The organism is Nocardiopsis sp. NPDC058631 (assembly GCF_042716955.1).
In the GTDB taxonomy this organism is placed as follows: Bacteria; Actinomycetota; Actinomycetes; order Streptosporangiales; family Streptosporangiaceae; genus Nocardiopsis.
Map to the genome: position 1 here is coordinate 25,790 of NZ_JBHXQY010000034.1, position 16,926 is coordinate 42,715.

At 71.3% G+C, this 16,926-nt stretch carries 14 protein-coding genes; 11 read left to right on the plus strand and 3 right to left on the minus strand.

Features of this window, described 5'->3' with window-relative positions; genetic code table 11:
- Positions 1–46: 46 nt before the first annotated feature.
- Positions 47–1,744 (minus strand): nitrite/sulfite reductase, encoded by a 1,698-nt coding sequence (locus tag ACFWTE_RS13730; protein ID WP_378779688.1) that lies wholly within the window; start codon positions 1,742–1,744, stop codon positions 47–49.
- Positions 1,745–2,141: 397 nt separating this feature from the next.
- On the opposite strand from ACFWTE_RS13730, the gene ACFWTE_RS13735 reads away from it, so the two are divergent.
- From ACFWTE_RS13735 to ACFWTE_RS13750, 4 genes are all read left to right on the plus strand, one after another.
- Positions 2,142–3,152, plus strand: coding sequence for a YihY/virulence factor BrkB family protein (locus ACFWTE_RS13735; protein ID WP_378779689.1), 1,011 nt, complete (start codon positions 2,142–2,144; stop codon positions 3,150–3,152).
- A 213-nt stretch (positions 3,153–3,365) separates the two neighbouring features.
- On the plus strand, positions 3,366–4,340 hold the full coding sequence (locus ACFWTE_RS13740) for a hypothetical protein (protein WP_378779690.1): 975 nt from the start codon (positions 3,366–3,368) through the stop codon (positions 4,338–4,340).
- A 246-nt stretch (positions 4,341–4,586) separates the two neighbouring features.
- On the plus strand, positions 4,587–6,029 hold the full coding sequence (locus ACFWTE_RS13745) for a hypothetical protein (RefSeq protein ID WP_378779691.1): 1,443 nt from the start codon (positions 4,587–4,589) through the stop codon (positions 6,027–6,029).
- Between the two features lie 47 nt (positions 6,030–6,076).
- The gene (locus ACFWTE_RS13750) at positions 6,077–6,922 is read left to right on the plus strand and encodes a hypothetical protein (RefSeq protein ID WP_378779692.1); all 846 of its coding nucleotides are present in this window, start codon (positions 6,077–6,079) and stop codon (positions 6,920–6,922) included.
- A 121-nt stretch (positions 6,923–7,043) separates the two neighbouring features.
- On the opposite strand, the gene ACFWTE_RS13755 is transcribed toward ACFWTE_RS13750, so the two are convergent.
- Entirely contained in the window at positions 7,044–8,237 is a 1,194-nt protein-coding gene (locus ACFWTE_RS13755; protein WP_378779693.1) for an MFS transporter, read from the minus strand.
- Positions 8,238–8,555: 318 nt separating this feature from the next.
- Here ACFWTE_RS13755 and ACFWTE_RS13760 point away from each other — a divergent pair, with 318 nt between their 5' ends.
- On the plus strand, positions 8,556–9,116 hold the full coding sequence (locus ACFWTE_RS13760; protein ID WP_378779694.1) for a GNAT family N-acetyltransferase: 561 nt from the start codon (positions 8,556–8,558) through the stop codon (positions 9,114–9,116).
- 134 nt (positions 9,117–9,250) lie between these two features.
- Entirely contained in the window at positions 9,251–10,558 is a 1,308-nt protein-coding gene (locus ACFWTE_RS13765) for a phosphoribosyltransferase family protein (RefSeq protein WP_378779695.1), read from the plus strand.
- A gap of 168 nt (positions 10,559–10,726) precedes the next feature.
- Here ACFWTE_RS13765 and ACFWTE_RS13770 read toward each other — a convergent pair whose 3' ends face one another.
- On the minus strand, positions 10,727–11,026 hold the full coding sequence (locus ACFWTE_RS13770; protein ID WP_017588640.1) for a WhiB family transcriptional regulator: 300 nt from the start codon (positions 11,024–11,026) through the stop codon (positions 10,727–10,729).
- A 778-nt stretch (positions 11,027–11,804) separates the two neighbouring features.
- Here ACFWTE_RS13770 and ACFWTE_RS13775 point away from each other — a divergent pair.
- The 5 genes from ACFWTE_RS13775 (at position 11,805) to ACFWTE_RS13795 (ending at position 16,892) form a co-directional block, all read left to right on the plus strand.
- Positions 11,805–12,212, plus strand: a complete 408-nt coding sequence (locus ACFWTE_RS13775; protein WP_378779696.1) for a YccF domain-containing protein — start codon at positions 11,805–11,807, stop codon at positions 12,210–12,212.
- A 126-nt stretch (positions 12,213–12,338) separates the two neighbouring features.
- Positions 12,339–13,685, plus strand: a complete 1,347-nt coding sequence (locus ACFWTE_RS13780) for an AI-2E family transporter (protein WP_378779697.1) — start codon at positions 12,339–12,341, stop codon at positions 13,683–13,685.
- A 281-nt stretch (positions 13,686–13,966) separates the two neighbouring features.
- Positions 13,967–15,565, plus strand: a complete 1,599-nt coding sequence (locus tag ACFWTE_RS13785; RefSeq protein ID WP_378779698.1) for an ABC-F family ATP-binding cassette domain-containing protein — start codon at positions 13,967–13,969, stop codon at positions 15,563–15,565.
- Positions 15,566–15,783: 218 nt separating this feature from the next.
- Complete coding sequence (locus ACFWTE_RS13790) at positions 15,784–15,990, plus strand: helix-turn-helix domain-containing protein (RefSeq protein ID WP_378779699.1); 207 nt, start codon at positions 15,784–15,786, stop codon at positions 15,988–15,990.
- A gap of 71 nt (positions 15,991–16,061) precedes the next feature.
- Positions 16,062–16,892, plus strand: coding sequence for an enoyl-CoA hydratase/isomerase family protein (locus tag ACFWTE_RS13795; protein WP_378779700.1), 831 nt, complete (start codon positions 16,062–16,064; stop codon positions 16,890–16,892).
- Positions 16,893–16,926 lie beyond the last annotated feature (34 nt).

The window sequence follows — 16,926 nt, forward strand, 5'->3', positions numbered from 1 at the left end:
GCGGGTCCGGTGGGGGTCCCCGTCCCCGGCCGGGTTCGTGCGGTTGCTACTTGAGGTCGGCGTCGTCGGCACGGCCGACCCAGGACGCGAAGGACTCCCCGTCCTTCTTCTGGTCCTGGAAGCGGCGCAGCACCCGCTCGACGTAGTCGGGCAGTTCGTCGGCGGTGGTCTTCAGGCCGCGGATCTTCTTGCCGAAGGTCTGGGTCAGCCCCATGCCGCCGCCCAGGTGGATCTGGTAGCCCTCGACCTGCTTGCCCTCGGCGTTCATCACCAACTGGCCCTTGAGACCGATGTCGGCGACCTGGATGCGGGCGCACGAGTTGGGGCAGCCGTTGAGGTTGATGGTCAGCGGTTCACCGAAGTCCGGCAGCCGCCTCTCCAACTCGTCGATCAGGGTGGAGGCGCGGGCCTTGGTCTCCACGATGGCGAGCTTGCAGAACTCGATGCCGGTGCACGCCATCGTCTGGCGGCGGAACACGCTCGGCTCGACCTGGAGGTCCTCGGCGCCCAGGGCGGCGCGGATCGAGTCGATCCGCTCCTCCTCGACGTCCAGGATCACCAGCTTCTGGTCGGCGGTCGTCCGGATGCGGTCCGACCCGTGCTCCTCCGCGATCTCGGCGATACGCAGCAGGGAGGCGCCCGAGACCCGGCCGACCCTCGGCGCGAAACCGACGTAGAACCGCCCGTCGTTCTGGCGGTGCACGCCCACGTGGTCCCGCTCCAGCCCGGGGTCCAGCTCCGGCTCGGGACCGTCCGGCAGCGCGTACCCCAGGTACTTCTCCTCCAGCACCTCGCGGAACTTCTCCGCGCCCCAGTCCTTGATGAGGAACTTGATCCGGGCGCGCGTGCGCAGGCGCCGGTAGCCGTAGTCGCGGAAGATCGCGCACACACCCGCCCACACCTCGCTGACCTGGTCCGGGCGGACGAACGCCCCCAGGCGCTGGGCGAACATCGGGTTGGTGGACAGGCCGCCGCCGACGAACAGGTCGTAGCCCGCCTCGCCGGACTCGTCGTGCACGCCCACGAACGCGACGTCGTTGATCTCGTGGTTGACGCAGTGCGAGGTGCAACCGGAGAGCGACGTCTTGAACTTGCGGGGCAGGTTGGAGTACAGCGGGCTGCCGATGTGCTCGTCGTAGATCTGGCGGATCTGGGGGGTGGGGTCGATGACCTCGTGCTCGGCGACCCCGGCCAGCGGACAGCCCAGGATCACCCGCGGGGTGTCGCCGCAGGCCTCCATGGTGGAGAGGCCGACGGACTCCAGCTTGTCCCAGATCGCGGGCACGTCCTCGACCCGGATCCAGTGGAACTGCACGTTCTGGCGGTCGGTGATGTCGGCGGTGTCGCGCCCGTGGTCGCGGGAGATCTCACCGATGGCGCGCAGCTGGGCCGCGGACAGCTGGCCCCCGTCGATCCGCACGCGCAGCATGAAGTAGCTGTCGTCCAGCTCCTCCGGCTCCAGGACGGCCGTCTTGCCGCCGTCGATCCCCGGTGCCCGCTGCGTGTACAGCCCGAACCAGCGGAAACGCCCGCGCAGGTCGGCCGGGTCGATCGAGTCGAACCCGCGCTTGGAGTAGATGTTGATGATCCGATCGCGGACGTTGAGTCCGTCGTCGTTCTTCTTGTTCTCCTCGTTCTTGTTCAGCGGCTCGCGGTAACCGAGGGCCCACTGGCCCTCGCCACGGCGGCGTCGCGGCGGGGCCGCGGTCGCTGTCCTGCCGGGCTGCGCGGAAGAGGGAGGCATCGCGGGTGTCTCCGATGGGGTCGCGGGGTGCTCACAGTCCCGGCGCCCGCACCGCTGGCCCGTACGCGCCGCACATCGTCGTGTCGGGCGTCACGGGTGGAATCCGCGTGTGGGGAATCGAAGAAGAGGGAGAGCGCCGGTGCCGCGCGCACCCCTGGGGTGCGTCAAAAAGGCGGCGAGATTAACCGACGCTGCAACAGATGGCACTGCGGACCCGAAGAAAGTCCACGTGGCGGCGCACGCAGAGCATGGGGTCCAAGGCAGCGATCATGCAATGACAATGTCACGGGGGTCCGGACTTTGTCCAGACGCTCCCAGCGGCCCCCGGCGTGAGTCACATCACTCGACGGGCCCTCCCGCGCGCACCGGAGCTTCTCGCGACCGCTAACGTTTCCACGTGGTGGGATTCTGGGAGGCGTTGTGGCACGCCGTCGACGGGTGGCTCCGACGGCACCCCCTCGTGCGCGGCGGGACGGTGCTCGTCCTGCGCACCGTGCGCGCGTTCGCGCGCGACCGGGTGGTCGGCCTCGCCGCCGAGTCGGCGTTCTTCACCCTCATATCGCTGCCCGCGCTGCTGCTGTGCCTGCTGGGGGCACTGGGTCCGCTGGCCACCGTGCTGGGGGACGACATCGTCGAGGAGATCCGGGTCTGGATCCTCGACCTCGCCGCGCGTGTGCTCACACCGGGCACGGTGGACAGCGTCGTCAGGCCGCTGGTCGACGACTTCCTCGGCGGGGCCCAGGGCGGGCTCCTGTCGGTGACGTTCCTGGTGTCGCTGTGGTCGGGGTCACGGGCGATGAACGTCTTCATCCGCTCCATCACCATCTCCTACGGGCTGGACGAGATGCGGGGCTGGATCCGCCAGCGGGTCCTCGCCTTCGTCGCCTACCTGGGCGGTCTGCTGTTCGCGGTCCTGGTCCTGCCCGTCCTGGTGGCCGGGCCCGACCTGGTGCACGCGCTCCTGCCGATGACCGTCGGACGCCTCAACCTCCTCTACTGGCCGACCGTGGCGCTGCTCGTCATCGCCGCCGTCACCCTGCTGTACGCGCTGAGCGTGCCGGTGCGCACCCCGCTGTGGCGCCACCTGCCCGGGGCGCTGCTGGCCACGCTCGTGCTGATCGGGGGATCCGTCGCCCTGCGCGCCTACCTGGACGCCTCCCTGGGCCAGGTGACCATCTACGGTTCGCTCGCGGCGCCGATCGCGATCCTGGCCTGGCTGTACGTGATGGCCATCGCCGTCCTGGTGGGTTCCTCGTTCAACTCCGGGATCGACGCCATGTGGCCGACCGTCCGCACCGCCGCGGCCAGGGCCGAGCTCGCCAACCGCCGCCTCGAACGCGCGGACCGGCTCTTCCAGCGCCGAGAACAGGCCGTCCTCGACACGCTCGTGGAGAACAACGGCCGCTGACCGGTGCCGGCCACCCGTGTACCACCGGCGTTCCGGGAGCTTCGGGGGTCCGACCCCGCCGATAGCATCGCGGTAGCCGTCCGGCGGGCAGGTCGCGGTCCCGCCGCCCCCGAGCCCGGACGGGGCACCCAGAGGGGCCACCCCCATGACCGTCCCCCCGCCGCGCGCCGACGCCCGGTTCCGCACCGCCGCTCCGGAACGGGGGAGCCGAAGGTGAGGGCGTCGCCCCTGCTCGCGACCTGTGCGAGTCTGGGCCCCCTGGCCTGCGTCATCATCGCCCCGTGGACGCGGCTCACCGGCAACCCCGTGCCGGTGGCCGCCGGGATCTTCCTCGCCGTCTTCCTCGGATGCGCCGTCTCCTACGGCGCCATGTTCGCCCAGTGGGAGATGACGCCGTCGGAGAAGAGCCGCTGGGCGGACGGGGCACACTCCTTCGCCACGACGACCGTGTTCAACCTGGTCGCGTCCGTCCCCCTCACCCTCTTCGCCGCGGTTCAGATCGTCCGCAACTCCGCCTGGGCGCTGGTCCCGCTGCTGCTGGTCTCCTGCGCGGCCGCCGTCCTGGCCTGGAGCCACCGGAGGAGGGAACGGGCGGGGCTGCGCGAGGCCGCCTCGGAATCCGTGCTCACCGGCCCCAAGATCATCGGCCTGCGCCGTCCGGAACAGGTACCGCGGGGCTGGGTCCCGGTGGTGGTCCACCGGCCCCACGCGGGTGCGCGGGACATGCTCGTCGACTACCGGGTCCACGTGGACGGCGACAGGGTCGGAACGGTCGGTCCCGGGGAGAGCCTCGTGGTCGGACTCCTCCCGGGGCCGCACAGCGTCCGGTGCAGGTGGTCCGGTTTCTCCAGCACCACGGTGTCCTTCGTGGCGGTCCCGGGCGTCCTGGTCGACCTCGTGGCCGGGCCGGGTGGAACGGCCGCCACCGCGGCCGCCGACCAGCGTTCCCGGCCCGAGGGGTACATCGGGCTCGCCCAGGTCCGCCACAGGGTGCCCGGGTGGCCGGTTCCTCCCGCCTTCGCCCCAGGGCGGGGGCCGGCGGCCGTGGGTGCTCCGTGCGGGCCGGGCCACGGGGGGCTGGCCGGATCCGGCCATTTTCGGTGTGAACCTCATGACGGGTCGGAGTGTCCACAACATGGTTGCGACAGCACGGGAGGCTCGTCCCGGAGCCCGGCTCGGGGTAAATAGCCAGGTCAAGGAAGGGGCAATGGAAACACTGTCGGAAGTTCCGCGGCGGATGCCCGCTTCCCCGGCCCCTGGCCGGAATAGGACCAACGGGCGACCATCAGTATCATCTCCTGGAGCATCGACTACGCGTGTGCCGACTCCACCGCTCGGTGACCACCCAGGCCGCGACCGGAGGTCACCGCTGACCGAGGTCTCCCGTATCCCGTACACGAACAGGTCCACGTTCCCCATGCCTTCGGAGGCACCATGAGCCGGGCGTCCCGACCGGGGCAGTCCCGGCCCACCGCCGTCATCGTCATCGCACCCGACGAACGCAGCGCCGAGATCGTCGTCGAGGGGCACCGCCGCCTCGTCACCGGCCAGACCGCGAAGGAGACGCGGCGCGCGGCCCTGGACGTCGCCACCGGCTACGCGGCCAGAATCGGACAGCCGGTCCTCGTCGACGCCCGCGACGTCAACGGCGTCTGGCGGCTGGTCGCCACGCCCGACGGGGTGGTCCAGGCAGCGGAGCAGCCGGCACCCGTCCACGCACCGGCCCAGGCGGCCGTTCCGAACCCGGCGCGGCCCGCGGGCTCCGGCGGCAAGCGGGTACTGGTCATCGCCGGTGCCGCCGTCCTGGCCCTCGTCCTGCTCGCCGGTGCGGGCGCGGTGGTGATGCGCTTCCTGCCGGGGGCCGCCACGGCCCCCGCCGACCAGGCCACCGCCGACGTCACCACCCTGAACCACCCGGCGCCGCCCCACTTCTCCGAGACCGTCGACTTCAGCGAGGCCCTCGCCACGGGAAGCGATCCGGGGGTCAGCCGCGAGGGCGACTTCCTCGCCTACGTCGACCCCGAGGACCGCCTCAACCTGTTCGACGCCGACGGCTCCCGCCTCTGGGCGGTCGAGCTGCCGATGGGTTCCGGCGAACTCCTGGGAGCCCCCCGGTTCGTGCAGTACGGGGGCGAGCCCGCGATCGTGGCGGAGACGGCCGGAACCCTCTGGTTCTGGCCCACCGGGGGCGGTCCCGCGGTCGAGATCCCGATCCCGGAGGACGCCTCCGCCCAGTACGTGGGCAGTTCGGTGCTCGTCCGCAGCGAGGAGGAGGCCTTCGTCCCGGTCGGAGACGCGCTGGAGCCGGTCGAGGTTCCCGGGAGCGCGGCCCCGATGCTGGCCGAGGGGGAGAACGTCCTCACCGCCGTCCTCAGCGGACCGTGGACGTGGGTCGGACCCGGGGCCGACCCCGTCGAGGTCAACGCGGAGCGTCCGGACGACGCGGGCGACATGGAGGCCGTGGTCACCGCCCTGCGCGACTACGTCATCGTGCGCTGGGAGCCCCGTGAGGGCGACGACACGATCCTGGCCTTCCACGACAGCGAGGACGGCAGCGTCGTCGGCACGGCGGCCGTCGACCCCGCACTCCTGGAGGACGTCCGCCACCGGTCCGGGCCCGTCGGAACCGACCTGGTCGCCTACGGTCCCATGGTCCTGGACCCGGCGACCGGCGAGTCCGCCGTGGTCCCCGGTTTCACGCCCGAGATCGCGGTCGGCCCGCACGTCTTCGGCCAACTTGAGGGCGCCCTGGTCGCCGTCGGCGCCTCCGGTGAGCCCGTCGAGGCCCCCGACGGCTCCGTCCAGCCCAACGGCCTGCTCGGTGAGCGGGCCGTCGTGGTCCACGAGGACCACCTCTATGCCATCCCCCCTGAGTAGATCTCTCCCCCTGAGCAGATCACTCGCCAAGAAGAGAAAGGAGTGGGATGTCCCCCAAGAAGCGCGTTCTGACCGTCACTGCGGCCAGTCTGTTCATGGCCGGTTTCTCCGTCAGCCCGGCGTTCGCTGACAGCTTGGACGAGACGGTCCCCGACGCCGCCCCCGCGGCGGCCCAGGAGACCGTTGAGCCCCAGCTCATCGACATTCCGGTTATCGAGAACCCGGTGAACTTCGACCTGCCCGGTGACCCGGGTGACGGTGAGGTCCCCGGTGACCCGGGTGACGGCGGCGGCGACGACGGCGGCGACCCCGGTGACGGCGGCGGCGACGACGGCGGCGACCCCGGTGACGGCGGCGGCGGTCACGGCGGCGCGGGCGGAGGCGGCGGCGGCGGGGACGGCGGCGACCCCGGTGACGCCGCCTGCGATGACGGCGTCGACCCCGGTGACGGCGGCGGCGATGACGGCGGCGACCCCGGCGACCCCGGTGACCCGGGCGACCCCGGCGATCCCGGTGACCCGGGCGACCCCGGTGACCCGGGCGACCCCGGTGACCCCGGCGATCCCGGTGACCCTGGTGACCCTGGTGACCCGGGCGACCCGGGCGATCCTGGTGACCCGGGTGACCCGGGTGACCCGGGCGACCCCGGTGACCCGGGTGAGGGCACCGACCCCGGTAACGACGGTGACGAGAGCCAGGCGCCCGGTGGCACCACCACCCCCGGTGGCACCACCGCGCCCGAGGCTCCGGCTCCCGTCAGCAGCGGTGCCGACGAGACCCTCGCCCAGACCGGCGTCGACATGCAGGGCTTCGTGCTCGGTGGCGCCGTCGTGACGGGTATCGGCGTTCTGGCCCTGTGGGCCAGTGCCCGGCGCCCGTCCCCGGTCGCGTAGCAGGATCCGCATTCCGCGGTCGTCCGACCGTGAATGCACCAGGGCCCCCGGTCGTGTCACACGGCCGGGGGCCCTGCCCGTGCGCCGGAGGCCGCAACGGAACCCGGGCCCCGGGGCGGTGTCACTCGCGCGGGCGCAGCGCCGACGCCAGCAGGAACGCCGCGAGGCCGCCACCGGCGATCACCCACAGGGCCGTTCCCAGGCTGAAGGAGTCGGCCAGCAAACCGATCAGGGGCGGGAAGCCCAGGAAACCCGCACGTCCCAGCCAACCGACGACGGTGACACCGTCGCCGGTGCGCACCCCCGGCACGTTCCCGGCGGCGGCCAGGGTGAGCGGGAACAGCGTGGCCACGCCCAGGCCCATCACGCCGAAACCGATCACGGTGGTCACGGGATGCGGTAGGAGCAGGGCGACCGCGATCCCGCCCCCAGCGAGCAGCCCGCTGGCGCGCCCCACGGCCACCGCGCCGAACCGGTCGGTCACCCGGTCGCCGGCGAGCCGCCCCAGCGTCATCATCGCCTGGCAGGCCACGAACGGCAGGGCGGCGAGGAACAGCGAAGCGTCCAGCTCCGAGGTCATGTACACCGCACCCCAGGACGCGGCCGAGTCCTCGATACCGCCGGCGAACATCAGCAGTACGCCGAGCCCGACCAGGAGGAGCACCGCGCGGCCGGGGACGCGCAGCCGTCGCCCGTCCTCGCCGCTGGTCCCGTCCTCGCGCTCGCTGCTGTCCGGCCCGGGCAGCAGCATCCGGCCCACCGTCAGGTTCACCACCAGCAGGCCGACGGCCACCAGGCCCAGGTGCCACAGGATGGGGACCCCGAGCCCGGCCGTCGTCGCGCCCAGCAGACCCCCTGCGACCGCAGCCAGGCTCCACACCGCATGGAAGGTGTTGATGATGCTGCGCCGGTAGCGCCGCTGGACGCGCAGCCCGTGCGAGTTCTGGGCGGAGTCGGTCCAGGCGTCCGCGCTGCCCAGAACGAAGAGCGCGGCCGCGAGCATCCACCAGCTCTGCGCCAGTGCGATGAATGGGAGCGCTCCCAAAGAGATCATGCTGGTCCCGACAGCTGCCCGGCCGCTGCCCAACCAGTGGATCAGCGGCCCCGCCAGCATCCCGGTGAGGATCGCCCCGGTGGGCATCGCCGCGATCGCCAGGCCCAGCTCGGCGTTGGTCAGTCCCAGCTGCGCCTTGATCACCGGAAGCCACGGAACCGCGTTGGTGTAGGTGAACCCGTTGACGAAGAAGAGGGTGGAGACCGCGACCCGGGCCCGACGGGCCTCCGGGGGCGGTGCGTCGGTCTTCTCGGCGGACATGCTCAAGGCGGCTCCCACGTGGACTGTTCAGTGCGAGCAGATGCTATCCAGTCCGCTCATGGGAGGACAGAGGTTTTCGGTCACCTGTCCGACCGGGCTTGCCATGGGAGGCGGTCGCGATTTACATAGGGGGTCCGCTCCGAAACCGAGGGGATCCCGATCCGGGGCCGCTCGGCCTCCACCGCGACCCAGGGCCCCTGTCCCGGCCCGCCCCGCGGCCCGCTCGCGCGCAGGGCACCCCCCCCCAGCCTGCTGTCCGCCGACTCCCCCACACCGGCAACCGTCTCGCACGGTGCCCGGACGGAACCGGAAGATCCCATGATCAGAACGAGCGCGCTGCGAGACAAACCCACTCTCACCGGGGACCGCGTCCACCTGGTGCCACTGGGACCGGAGCACACCGACGCCTACTTCTCGGCCGGCCTCGACGAGGAGGTCCGCAGACTCACCGGCACCCATCGCCACCTCACCTACGCGCAGGCGAGGGAGTGGTGCGCGACCCGTGCCGGCCGCACCGACCGCCTGGACCTGGCCATCATCGCGGCCAAGGACGGACGCTACCTGGGTGAGCTGTCCATCTACGCCGTGGCCGCGGAGAACGAGAGCGCCGGGTACCGCATCGCCCTGTCCGCCATCGAGTTCACCGGGCAGGGCCTGGGACGGGAGGCCACCCAGCTCGTGCTGGAGTACGCCTTCGAACGCATCGGCCTCCACCGGATCTGGCTCTACGTCTACGCCTTCAACATGCGCGCCATCGCTGTCTACCGCTCCTGCGGATTCGCCGTCGAGGGCCGGCTGCGCGACTCGCTGCTCTGGGAGGGGCGCAGACACGACGCGCTGCTGATGGGGGTGCTCAGGAACGGGTTCCGCCGGGCCTGAGCCCCACGGTTTTTGCTCGGGGGCGGGGTTGGAACCGCCACGTCGGGGGGTATGCCCGTAGCACTTTCCAGCGGCTCACTGCACACAGCCGAGAGGAGCGGTGCCGGGGCCCCGGTCCCGGCACCGGTGAGGATATGAACCCGGTACCCGTCTCACTGCCCTTCGCCGACCGGTCCGAAGCGGGGCGCCGCCTCGCCGAGCGGGTACGCCCCCTCGCGGTCAACGACCCACTCGTCCTGGCCCTGCCGCGTGGCGGGGTGCCGGTCGGGGCCGAACTCGCCCGCCGCCTCGACGCCGACTTCGACGTGCTCATGGTCCGCAAGATCGGTCTGCCCGGCCGACCCGAGACGGGGGTGGGGGCGATCGCCGAGGACGGGCGCGTGCTCTTCGACGACCGCGCCCTGGCGCGGATGCGCATACCCCGCCAGGCACTGACGGACACCGTCGCCGCCGAGCGGGACGAACTCGACCGCAGGCGCCGCGTCTACCGGGGCGAGCGGTCGGGTCCGCGCATCGCCGGACGCGACTGCGTGGTCGTGGACGACGGTGTCGCGACGGGCGGCACCGCCCGCGCCGCGCTCCGGATGGTGCGCCAGGCCGGGCCCTCCCAGCTGATCCTGGCGGTGCCGGTCGCGGCACCCGAGGCCGTGGAGGCCCTACGGGAGGACGTCGACGAACTGGTGGTGCTCAGCGCGCCGGACAACTTCCACGCGGTCGGCGAGTGGTACCGCGACTTCGACCAGCTCTCCGACGGACACGTCACCGCGATCCTCGCGGAGTACGGCCGCGTCCACCCCCGGTCCGAGGCGGCCCGAGGGGTGCGGGTGCGCGCCGGCCGTGTCTACCTCGACGGCGACCTCACCGTGCCCGCCGTCCTGCGCGGCGCGGTGGTGCTGGCCGCGGGGGAGGGGCGCTCGGACCCGCGCTGGCGGGCGATCTCCTCGGCCATGCAGCGGGCCGGGTACGCGACCCTCGTCCTGGACCTGCTGACCGGTGAGGAGCGGGACTCGGGTTCGGGCGGTGCCGACACGGCCGTGCAGGGCGAGCGGCTGAGCGCGGCCGTCACCTGGCTGCGACGCGCGACCGATGCCGCGGACGGGCCCCTGGGAGTGGTGGGTTCGGGGAACGCGGCCCCGGCGGCGCTGGTCACCGCCGCCGAACGTCCGGAGGACGTGGCCGCCGTGGTGGTCCACGGAGGGCGGATCGACCTGGCCGAACCGAGTCTGCCGGAGGTCCGCGCACCGGTCCTGGTCCTGCTGGAGAGCAGGGACTCGTTCGTCCGGGAGCTGGGTGAGTGGGCGCGGGGCCGGATGGGCGGTCCCACCGACCTGCGTGTGATGTCGGGCGCCGAGCAGCTGCTCCACGGTGCGCAGGAGTGGCGCCAGGTCGCCGTGGAGACCCTGGACTGGTTCGACCGGCATTTGGCGGGACGCAGGGAGTGAACCCGCTGCGGGCCGACCCCGTGGTGCGGGGTCCGGGGTGCTTCCACCGCTCCGCCCGGCATAAGAAAACCCGCGGCGCCCTCGACGTTGATCGTCAGGGCGCCGCGGGTTGTACGGGGGCCGGGGCCACCGGGGGAGATCCGCTGTGCCGTGGTTCGGAAACCTCGGTCAGGCAGCGTTGGCGCGGCGCATACGGCGACGGCGCTCGGAGGCGCGCTCGTCCTCGTTCAGGCCACCCCAGGTACCGTACTTCTCCGGACGCGAGATCGCGTAGTCCAGGCAGTCGGTTCGCACAGGGCAGGCCGCACAGATCTCCTTGGCCTTGCGCTCCCTGATCTCCCGCTCCGGCTGGCGTTCGCCATCCGGGCCGAAGAAGAGCACAAGGTCCTCGCCCCGGCACGCGGCGGCATCCTGCCACCCCCAGCTCGGGCGGGGGCGCAGCGCGGCCTGCCGACGTACCTGAGACATGCTTGAACCACCTCTACTGAAATCACTAGTAAGCTGTCGGAAAAAGCTTCAGTCACCAAAATTTGGTCATGCGGCGTGAGCCACCCCGCACGACGCAAACGCCGGACGGTGCAGACGATGTTCCCCGGTGTGGCTGAGACCACGAGAAGCACAGACCATGCGGCAGAATGTGCTGAAGACGGAGTGCTCTCACGCGAACGGCTGCGGAGGCGGTGACGGCCTCCGTCCGAGCCGGTACGTAATCATGCCATCCCCACTCCCGATCCTGCACGGGGGGTGGGGAAATTACTCGCCCAACCGTTACCGAAACCTGATGTCTACTGACTGGTCTTCGGTCGTTTGTCCGAGTTTGTCGTAAATCACAGGATCTACGGTCTTGAGCAGGACACAGCACATCGTATGGTGCGATGTCCCTCCTGCCTAGGGGGTTCTCCTGATGCGCCGATCACATTGTGGTCTGTGTTGGGCTCCGAGATTTGGTGTGACCGTATGTCCTCACCCTGCGTCGCGTCCGGCGGGGTGCACGGCGCGGGGTGCCAGCCCCCGGCGCCCCGGGTCGATATCCTCCCCGGGCACGCCGCGACGCGCCGTCCCGCACGCCCCCCGGGGCCCGGTGCGCGTACGCCCCCACCCCTAGGGGAAGGACCAGGGCGACAGCCCGGAACGGGTCATGGTGCAGCGGCGTCCCAGACGGTAGAAAGCAACGGGTGCGGCCCCCGTCCATGCGGGATCGCGCGCACCCGCGGATGCGGGACCCAATCCAAGGAGACAAAGCACCGTGGCCCTCTTGCGGCTCATCCTGAATGTCATCTGGCTCTTCGTCGCCGGTTTCTGGCTGGCGGTCGGCTATGTCATCGCCGGAGTCATCTGCTGCATCCTGATCATCACCATCCCGTTCGGGATCGCCTCCTTCCGCATGGCCAGCTACGCGATCTGGCCCTTCGGCCGGGAGCTGGTCCGCAACCAGGGGGCCGGCGGCGGCAGCACCTTCCTCAACGTCATCTGGTTCATCGTCGCCGGTTGGTGGCTGACGATCGGCCATATCGCCACCGCGGTCGGCCTCGCCGTCACTATCATCGGGATTCCGATGGCCTGGGCCTCGCTCAAGATGATCCCCGTGGCGCTGGCGCCGTTCGGCAACGAGATCGTGCGGAGCGGCCACCCCAGGGAACCCTGGCAGTTCTGAGGCCGTTGAGTTCCCGACGGGCCCGGGAGAACCAGGAGCCTCGTCCGCGCATCCCCCCGGTACCGCTTCCCCGTGCCCGTCGCCTCCTGTACGGGCATCACGCAGCATCATGAGAATGGAGTTCATGTGCAAGCCCAACGGCCGGGAGTGTGGGCGCTCCTGAACAAGTGGCTCACCGCCCGCAGGGCGAGAGCCGAGCGCCTCGCCCAGGTGGAGGCTCAGAACGAGCGCTCCGAGCCCGAACCCCAGGACCCCGACCAGGGCCCGGCCGAACAGGACGACGTCGGAGCGGGGGACATCCTGAAGTCGGTCAGCGACGTCGCATGGCGCTTCCTCCTCGTCGGTGTCGTGGCCGGCCTGGTCCTCTACGGGCTCGTCTACCTGTCGGTCGTCACCCTGCCGATGGTCCTCGCGGTGTTCATCACCGCCCTGCTCATGCCGCTCGCCAACCTGTTGCGGCGCAAGGGCCTGGGCCGGGGCTCGTCGACGGCGATCTCGGTCCTCACCGGACTCGTCATCTTCGGCGGCGTCATCTCGATGATCGTCACGCCCGCCGTGCAGGGCTTCGGCCCCCTGGTCGACAGCGTCACCAGCGCGGTCGGCGAGCTCCAGGACATCGATGTGCCCTTCGGGCTCGACCCGGCGCTGTTCACCGACATGATCGACGACGCCTGGGTGCAGATCCAGGCCATGATCTCCGAGAACCAGGACCAGCTGCTCAGCGGTGCCTGGACCGCGGGCGCCGCCGTGATCTCGGTCCTGGTCGGCATCGTCCTGATCATCGCCCTGACCGTGTACTTCGTGCACTCGGGCGACCAGCTCATGGACTGGTTCCTCACCCTGTTCCCGCCCCGGTCCCGTCCGGGCCTGCGCCACGCGGGCGACGTCTCCTACAACGTCATGGGGCGCTACGTGCGCGGCGTGGCCGCGGTCGGATTCTTCGACGCCGTCGGTATCGGCCTCGCCCTGGTGTTCCTGATCGACATCAACCTGGCCATCCCGCTGATCGTGCTGACCTTCGTCGGCGCGTTCCTGCCCATCATCGGCGCCTTCCTGACGGGCCTTCTCGCCGCGATGGTCGCGTTCGTCACCGAGGGCTGGATCGTCGCGCTCTTCGTCGTCGGCGCCGTGGTCCTGGTGCAGCAGCTGGAGAGCAACGTCTTCGCGCCGCGCATCTACGGTGCGTCGCTCGACCTGCCCTCGCCCGTCGTGCTGATCGCGATCTCCGTGGGCGCGGTGGTCGGTGGCGTCCCCGGGATGTTCCTGGCCACGCCGGTGGCCGCGGTCCTGGCGGCCCTGCTGCGCAACCGCCCGCCGAGCAGCCAGGACGGCTCCGCGCACACGCGGTCGGCGGTCCCCGACGACAAGCAACCCGTGGCGGCGGCAGCGGTCGTCGTGGCCAGGGCACCCAAGGCCGAGGCGCCCGAGGACAGCGGGACCGAGGGCACCGGCTCCACCGCCAAGGAGGAGTAGGGGCCCGCGGACGCCGCGGGGCGGGTGCCGGGGTGACCGGCGCCGCCCGACCGCGGGGAATGCACGGTGCCCCCGCCCCCGTTGACCGGGTGGCGGGGGCACCGCCCTGTCGGGGCGCTTCCAGAAAGGGATCGCCGCACCCCCCGTCCTTGCCGTTAGGCTGGGTCGGTCGGCCCGAAGGCCACCACCCCCCACCAACGCGGAGGAGCCACCGCTCCCGTCGCCGCGGGTGCGCGTCCGGCCGAACCGAACCGTCCCACCACCTCGTAGGAAGCCCCACCATGCTGATCGCCACCGATCTCGAACTGCGTGTCGGTCCTCGACTCCTGTTGGAGCCGACCACCTTCCGCGTCGCCGCCGGGGACCGGATCGGACTGGTCGGCCGCAACGGTGCGGGCAAGACGACCATGACCAAGGTGCTGGCGGGCGAGGGCCTGCCCACCGGCGGCACGGTCACCTCCTCCGGCACCATCGGCTATCTGCCGCAGGACCCGCGCACGGACGACCCGGACGTCATCGCCCGGGACCGCGTGCTGTCCGCACGCGGCATCGACGAGGCCCTGCGCGGTATGCGCGAGGCCGAGAAGAAGATGGCCAGCACCGACAACAAGACCCGTAACAAGGGTGTGCGCGCCTACTCCCGGTGGGAGGAGCGCCTGCACGTGCTGGGCGGGTACTCCGCCGAGGCCGAGGCCGCCTCCATCGCCTCCAGCCTGGGTCTGCCCGACAAGGTGCTCTCCCAGCCCCTGCACACGCTCTCCGGCGGCCAGCGCCGCCGCATCGAGCTGGCGCGCATCCTGTTCAGCGGCGCGGACACACTGCTGCTGGACGAGCCCACCAACCACCTGGACGCCGACTCCGTCGTCTGGCTTCGCGACTTCCTCAAGTCGCACCAGGGCGGACTCATCGTGATCAGCCACGATGTCGAACTGGTCGAGCACGTGGTGAACAAGGTCTTCTACCTGGACGCCAACCGCAGCGTCATCGACATCTACAACATGGGCTGGAAGCTGTACCTGGAGCAGCGCGAGGCCGACGAGCGGCGGCGCAGGCGCGAGCTGGCCAACGCCGAGAAGCAGGCCGACACCCTGCGCAAGCAGGCGGACAGGTTCCGGGCCAAGGCGTCCAAGGCGCGGGCGGCCCAGCAGATGCTCAACCGGGCCGACCGGCTCCTCGACGGCGTGCAGGGCGTCCGCAAGTCCGACAAGGTGGCCAAGCTGCGCTTCCCCGACCCGGCGCCCAGCGGCCGCACGCCGCTGATGGCGGAGGGGCTGTCCAAGTCCTACGGTTCGCTGGAGATCTTCACCGGCGTGGACCTGGCGATCGACCGGGGCAGCCGCGTGGTGATCCTGGGCCTCAACGGCGCGGGCAAGACCACGCTGCTGCGGCTGCTCAGCGGGGTCGAGGAGCCCGACACCGGCGCCGTGATCCCCGGGCACGGGCTCAAGCTCGGCTACTACGCCCAGGAGCACGAGACCCTGGACGTGAAGCGCAGTGTCCTGGAGAACATGATGAGCGCGGCCCCGCAGCTCCCGGAGGTGGAGGCGCGGCGCACGCTGGGCTCGTTCCTGTTCACCGGTGACGACGTCGACAAGCCGGCGGGTGTGCTCTCCGGCGGGGAGAAGACCCGGCTGGCCCTGGCCACGCTGGTCGTCTCCAGCGCCAACGTGCTGCTGCTGGACGAGCCCACCAACAACCTGGACCCGGCCAGCCGCGAGGAGATCCTGGCGGCGCTGCGCAACTACAAGGGCGCGATCGTGCTGGTGACACACGACGAGGGCGCGGTCGACGCGCTCCACCCCGAACGGGTCATCCTGCTGCCCGACGGTGTCGAGGACGTGTGGAACGCCGATTTCGAGGACCTGATCTCGCTGGCGTGAGACGGGGCCGTGAGGCCCCTTGGCGAGGGAGGTGGACGCCCAGCGCGCTGGGAGGTTCACCTCCCTCTTTTTCGGTTGCTGTTTGCGGCGTTCCGAAACCTGGGCCCAGGCGGGGGCCGCGGCGTGGCGCACGGTGGATGTGGCGGGGCGTGAGCGCGATGCCGGATCATGGCAGGGATTCCAGAAGCGGTTGACCGGACGAATCGGAGGAGTGAACTGTGGACGATGCGCTGAGGAAGGGCACCCGGGTGGCGGGGGCGGACCGTTCCGAGCTCGCGGCCCAGCTCAAGCGGCGCTACGACTCGGGGGAGAGCATCCGCATGCTGGCGGCGGCCACGGGGCGTTCCTACGGCTTCGTCCACCGGCTGCTCAGTGAGGCGGGAGCCGAGCTGCGCGGGCGGGGTGGGGCCACACGCAAGGCCTGAGGCCCGCACGCGCGACCGGTGGTTACCGATGAGTAATATCTGAGGTGACACCGAGCACGACGGAGGAACCCATGGCACAGGCGTCGAACGGGCCCGGGCAGCTGCCCACGGAAGCGGAGCTGACCCGGGCCGGGCTCAGACTGGCCGTGGACGGCCACGTCGCCCGCATCACCATCAGCCGCCCCGAACGGCGCAACGCCATGACCGGGCGCACCTGGACCACCTTGGCCCACATCGGCCAGACCCTCCCGGCCGATGTCCGAATCGTCGTGCTCGCCGGGGACGGCGACATCTTCTCCGCCGGGATCGACCTCACCATGTTCACCCCCGAGGGTGTGGACGGCGAGCGCTCCATGGTCGCGGGCATCCTCGACGGCTCCTCCACCGAGGCCGACGTCGAGGCGTACATCGCCGGCCTCCAGGAGGGCTTCCTCTGGCTGCGCCGCCCCGACCTGGTCAGCATCGCCGCCGTGCGCGGCCACGCCATCGGCGCGGGCTTCCAGCTGGCGCTCTCCTGCGACCTGCGCATCCTCGCCGACGACGCCAAGTTCTGCATGAAGGAACCCGCACTCGGCCTCGTCCCCGACCTCACCGGCACCAAGCCCCTCGTGGACATCGTCGGCGTCAACCGCGCGGTCGAGATCTGCCTGACCGCCCGCCGCGTCGGCGCCCAGGAGGCCCGCGAACTCGGCCTGGCCGAACTCGTCGTCCCCGCCGACGAGCTCTCCGGCGCCGTGGACGACGTCGTCGCCGCACTCCTGGCCACGGACGCCGAGGCCGCCGTCGCCACCAAGGCCCTCCTCCAACAGGCCGCGGCCAACACGCTCGAAGAGCAGGCCGCCGCGGAGCGCCGCGCCCAGGTCGGCCGCCTGACCGCCCTCGCCAGGACGATGTCTGCCTAGGCTCGCCGGCCACGTGGGACGAGGCGGTCGCGCA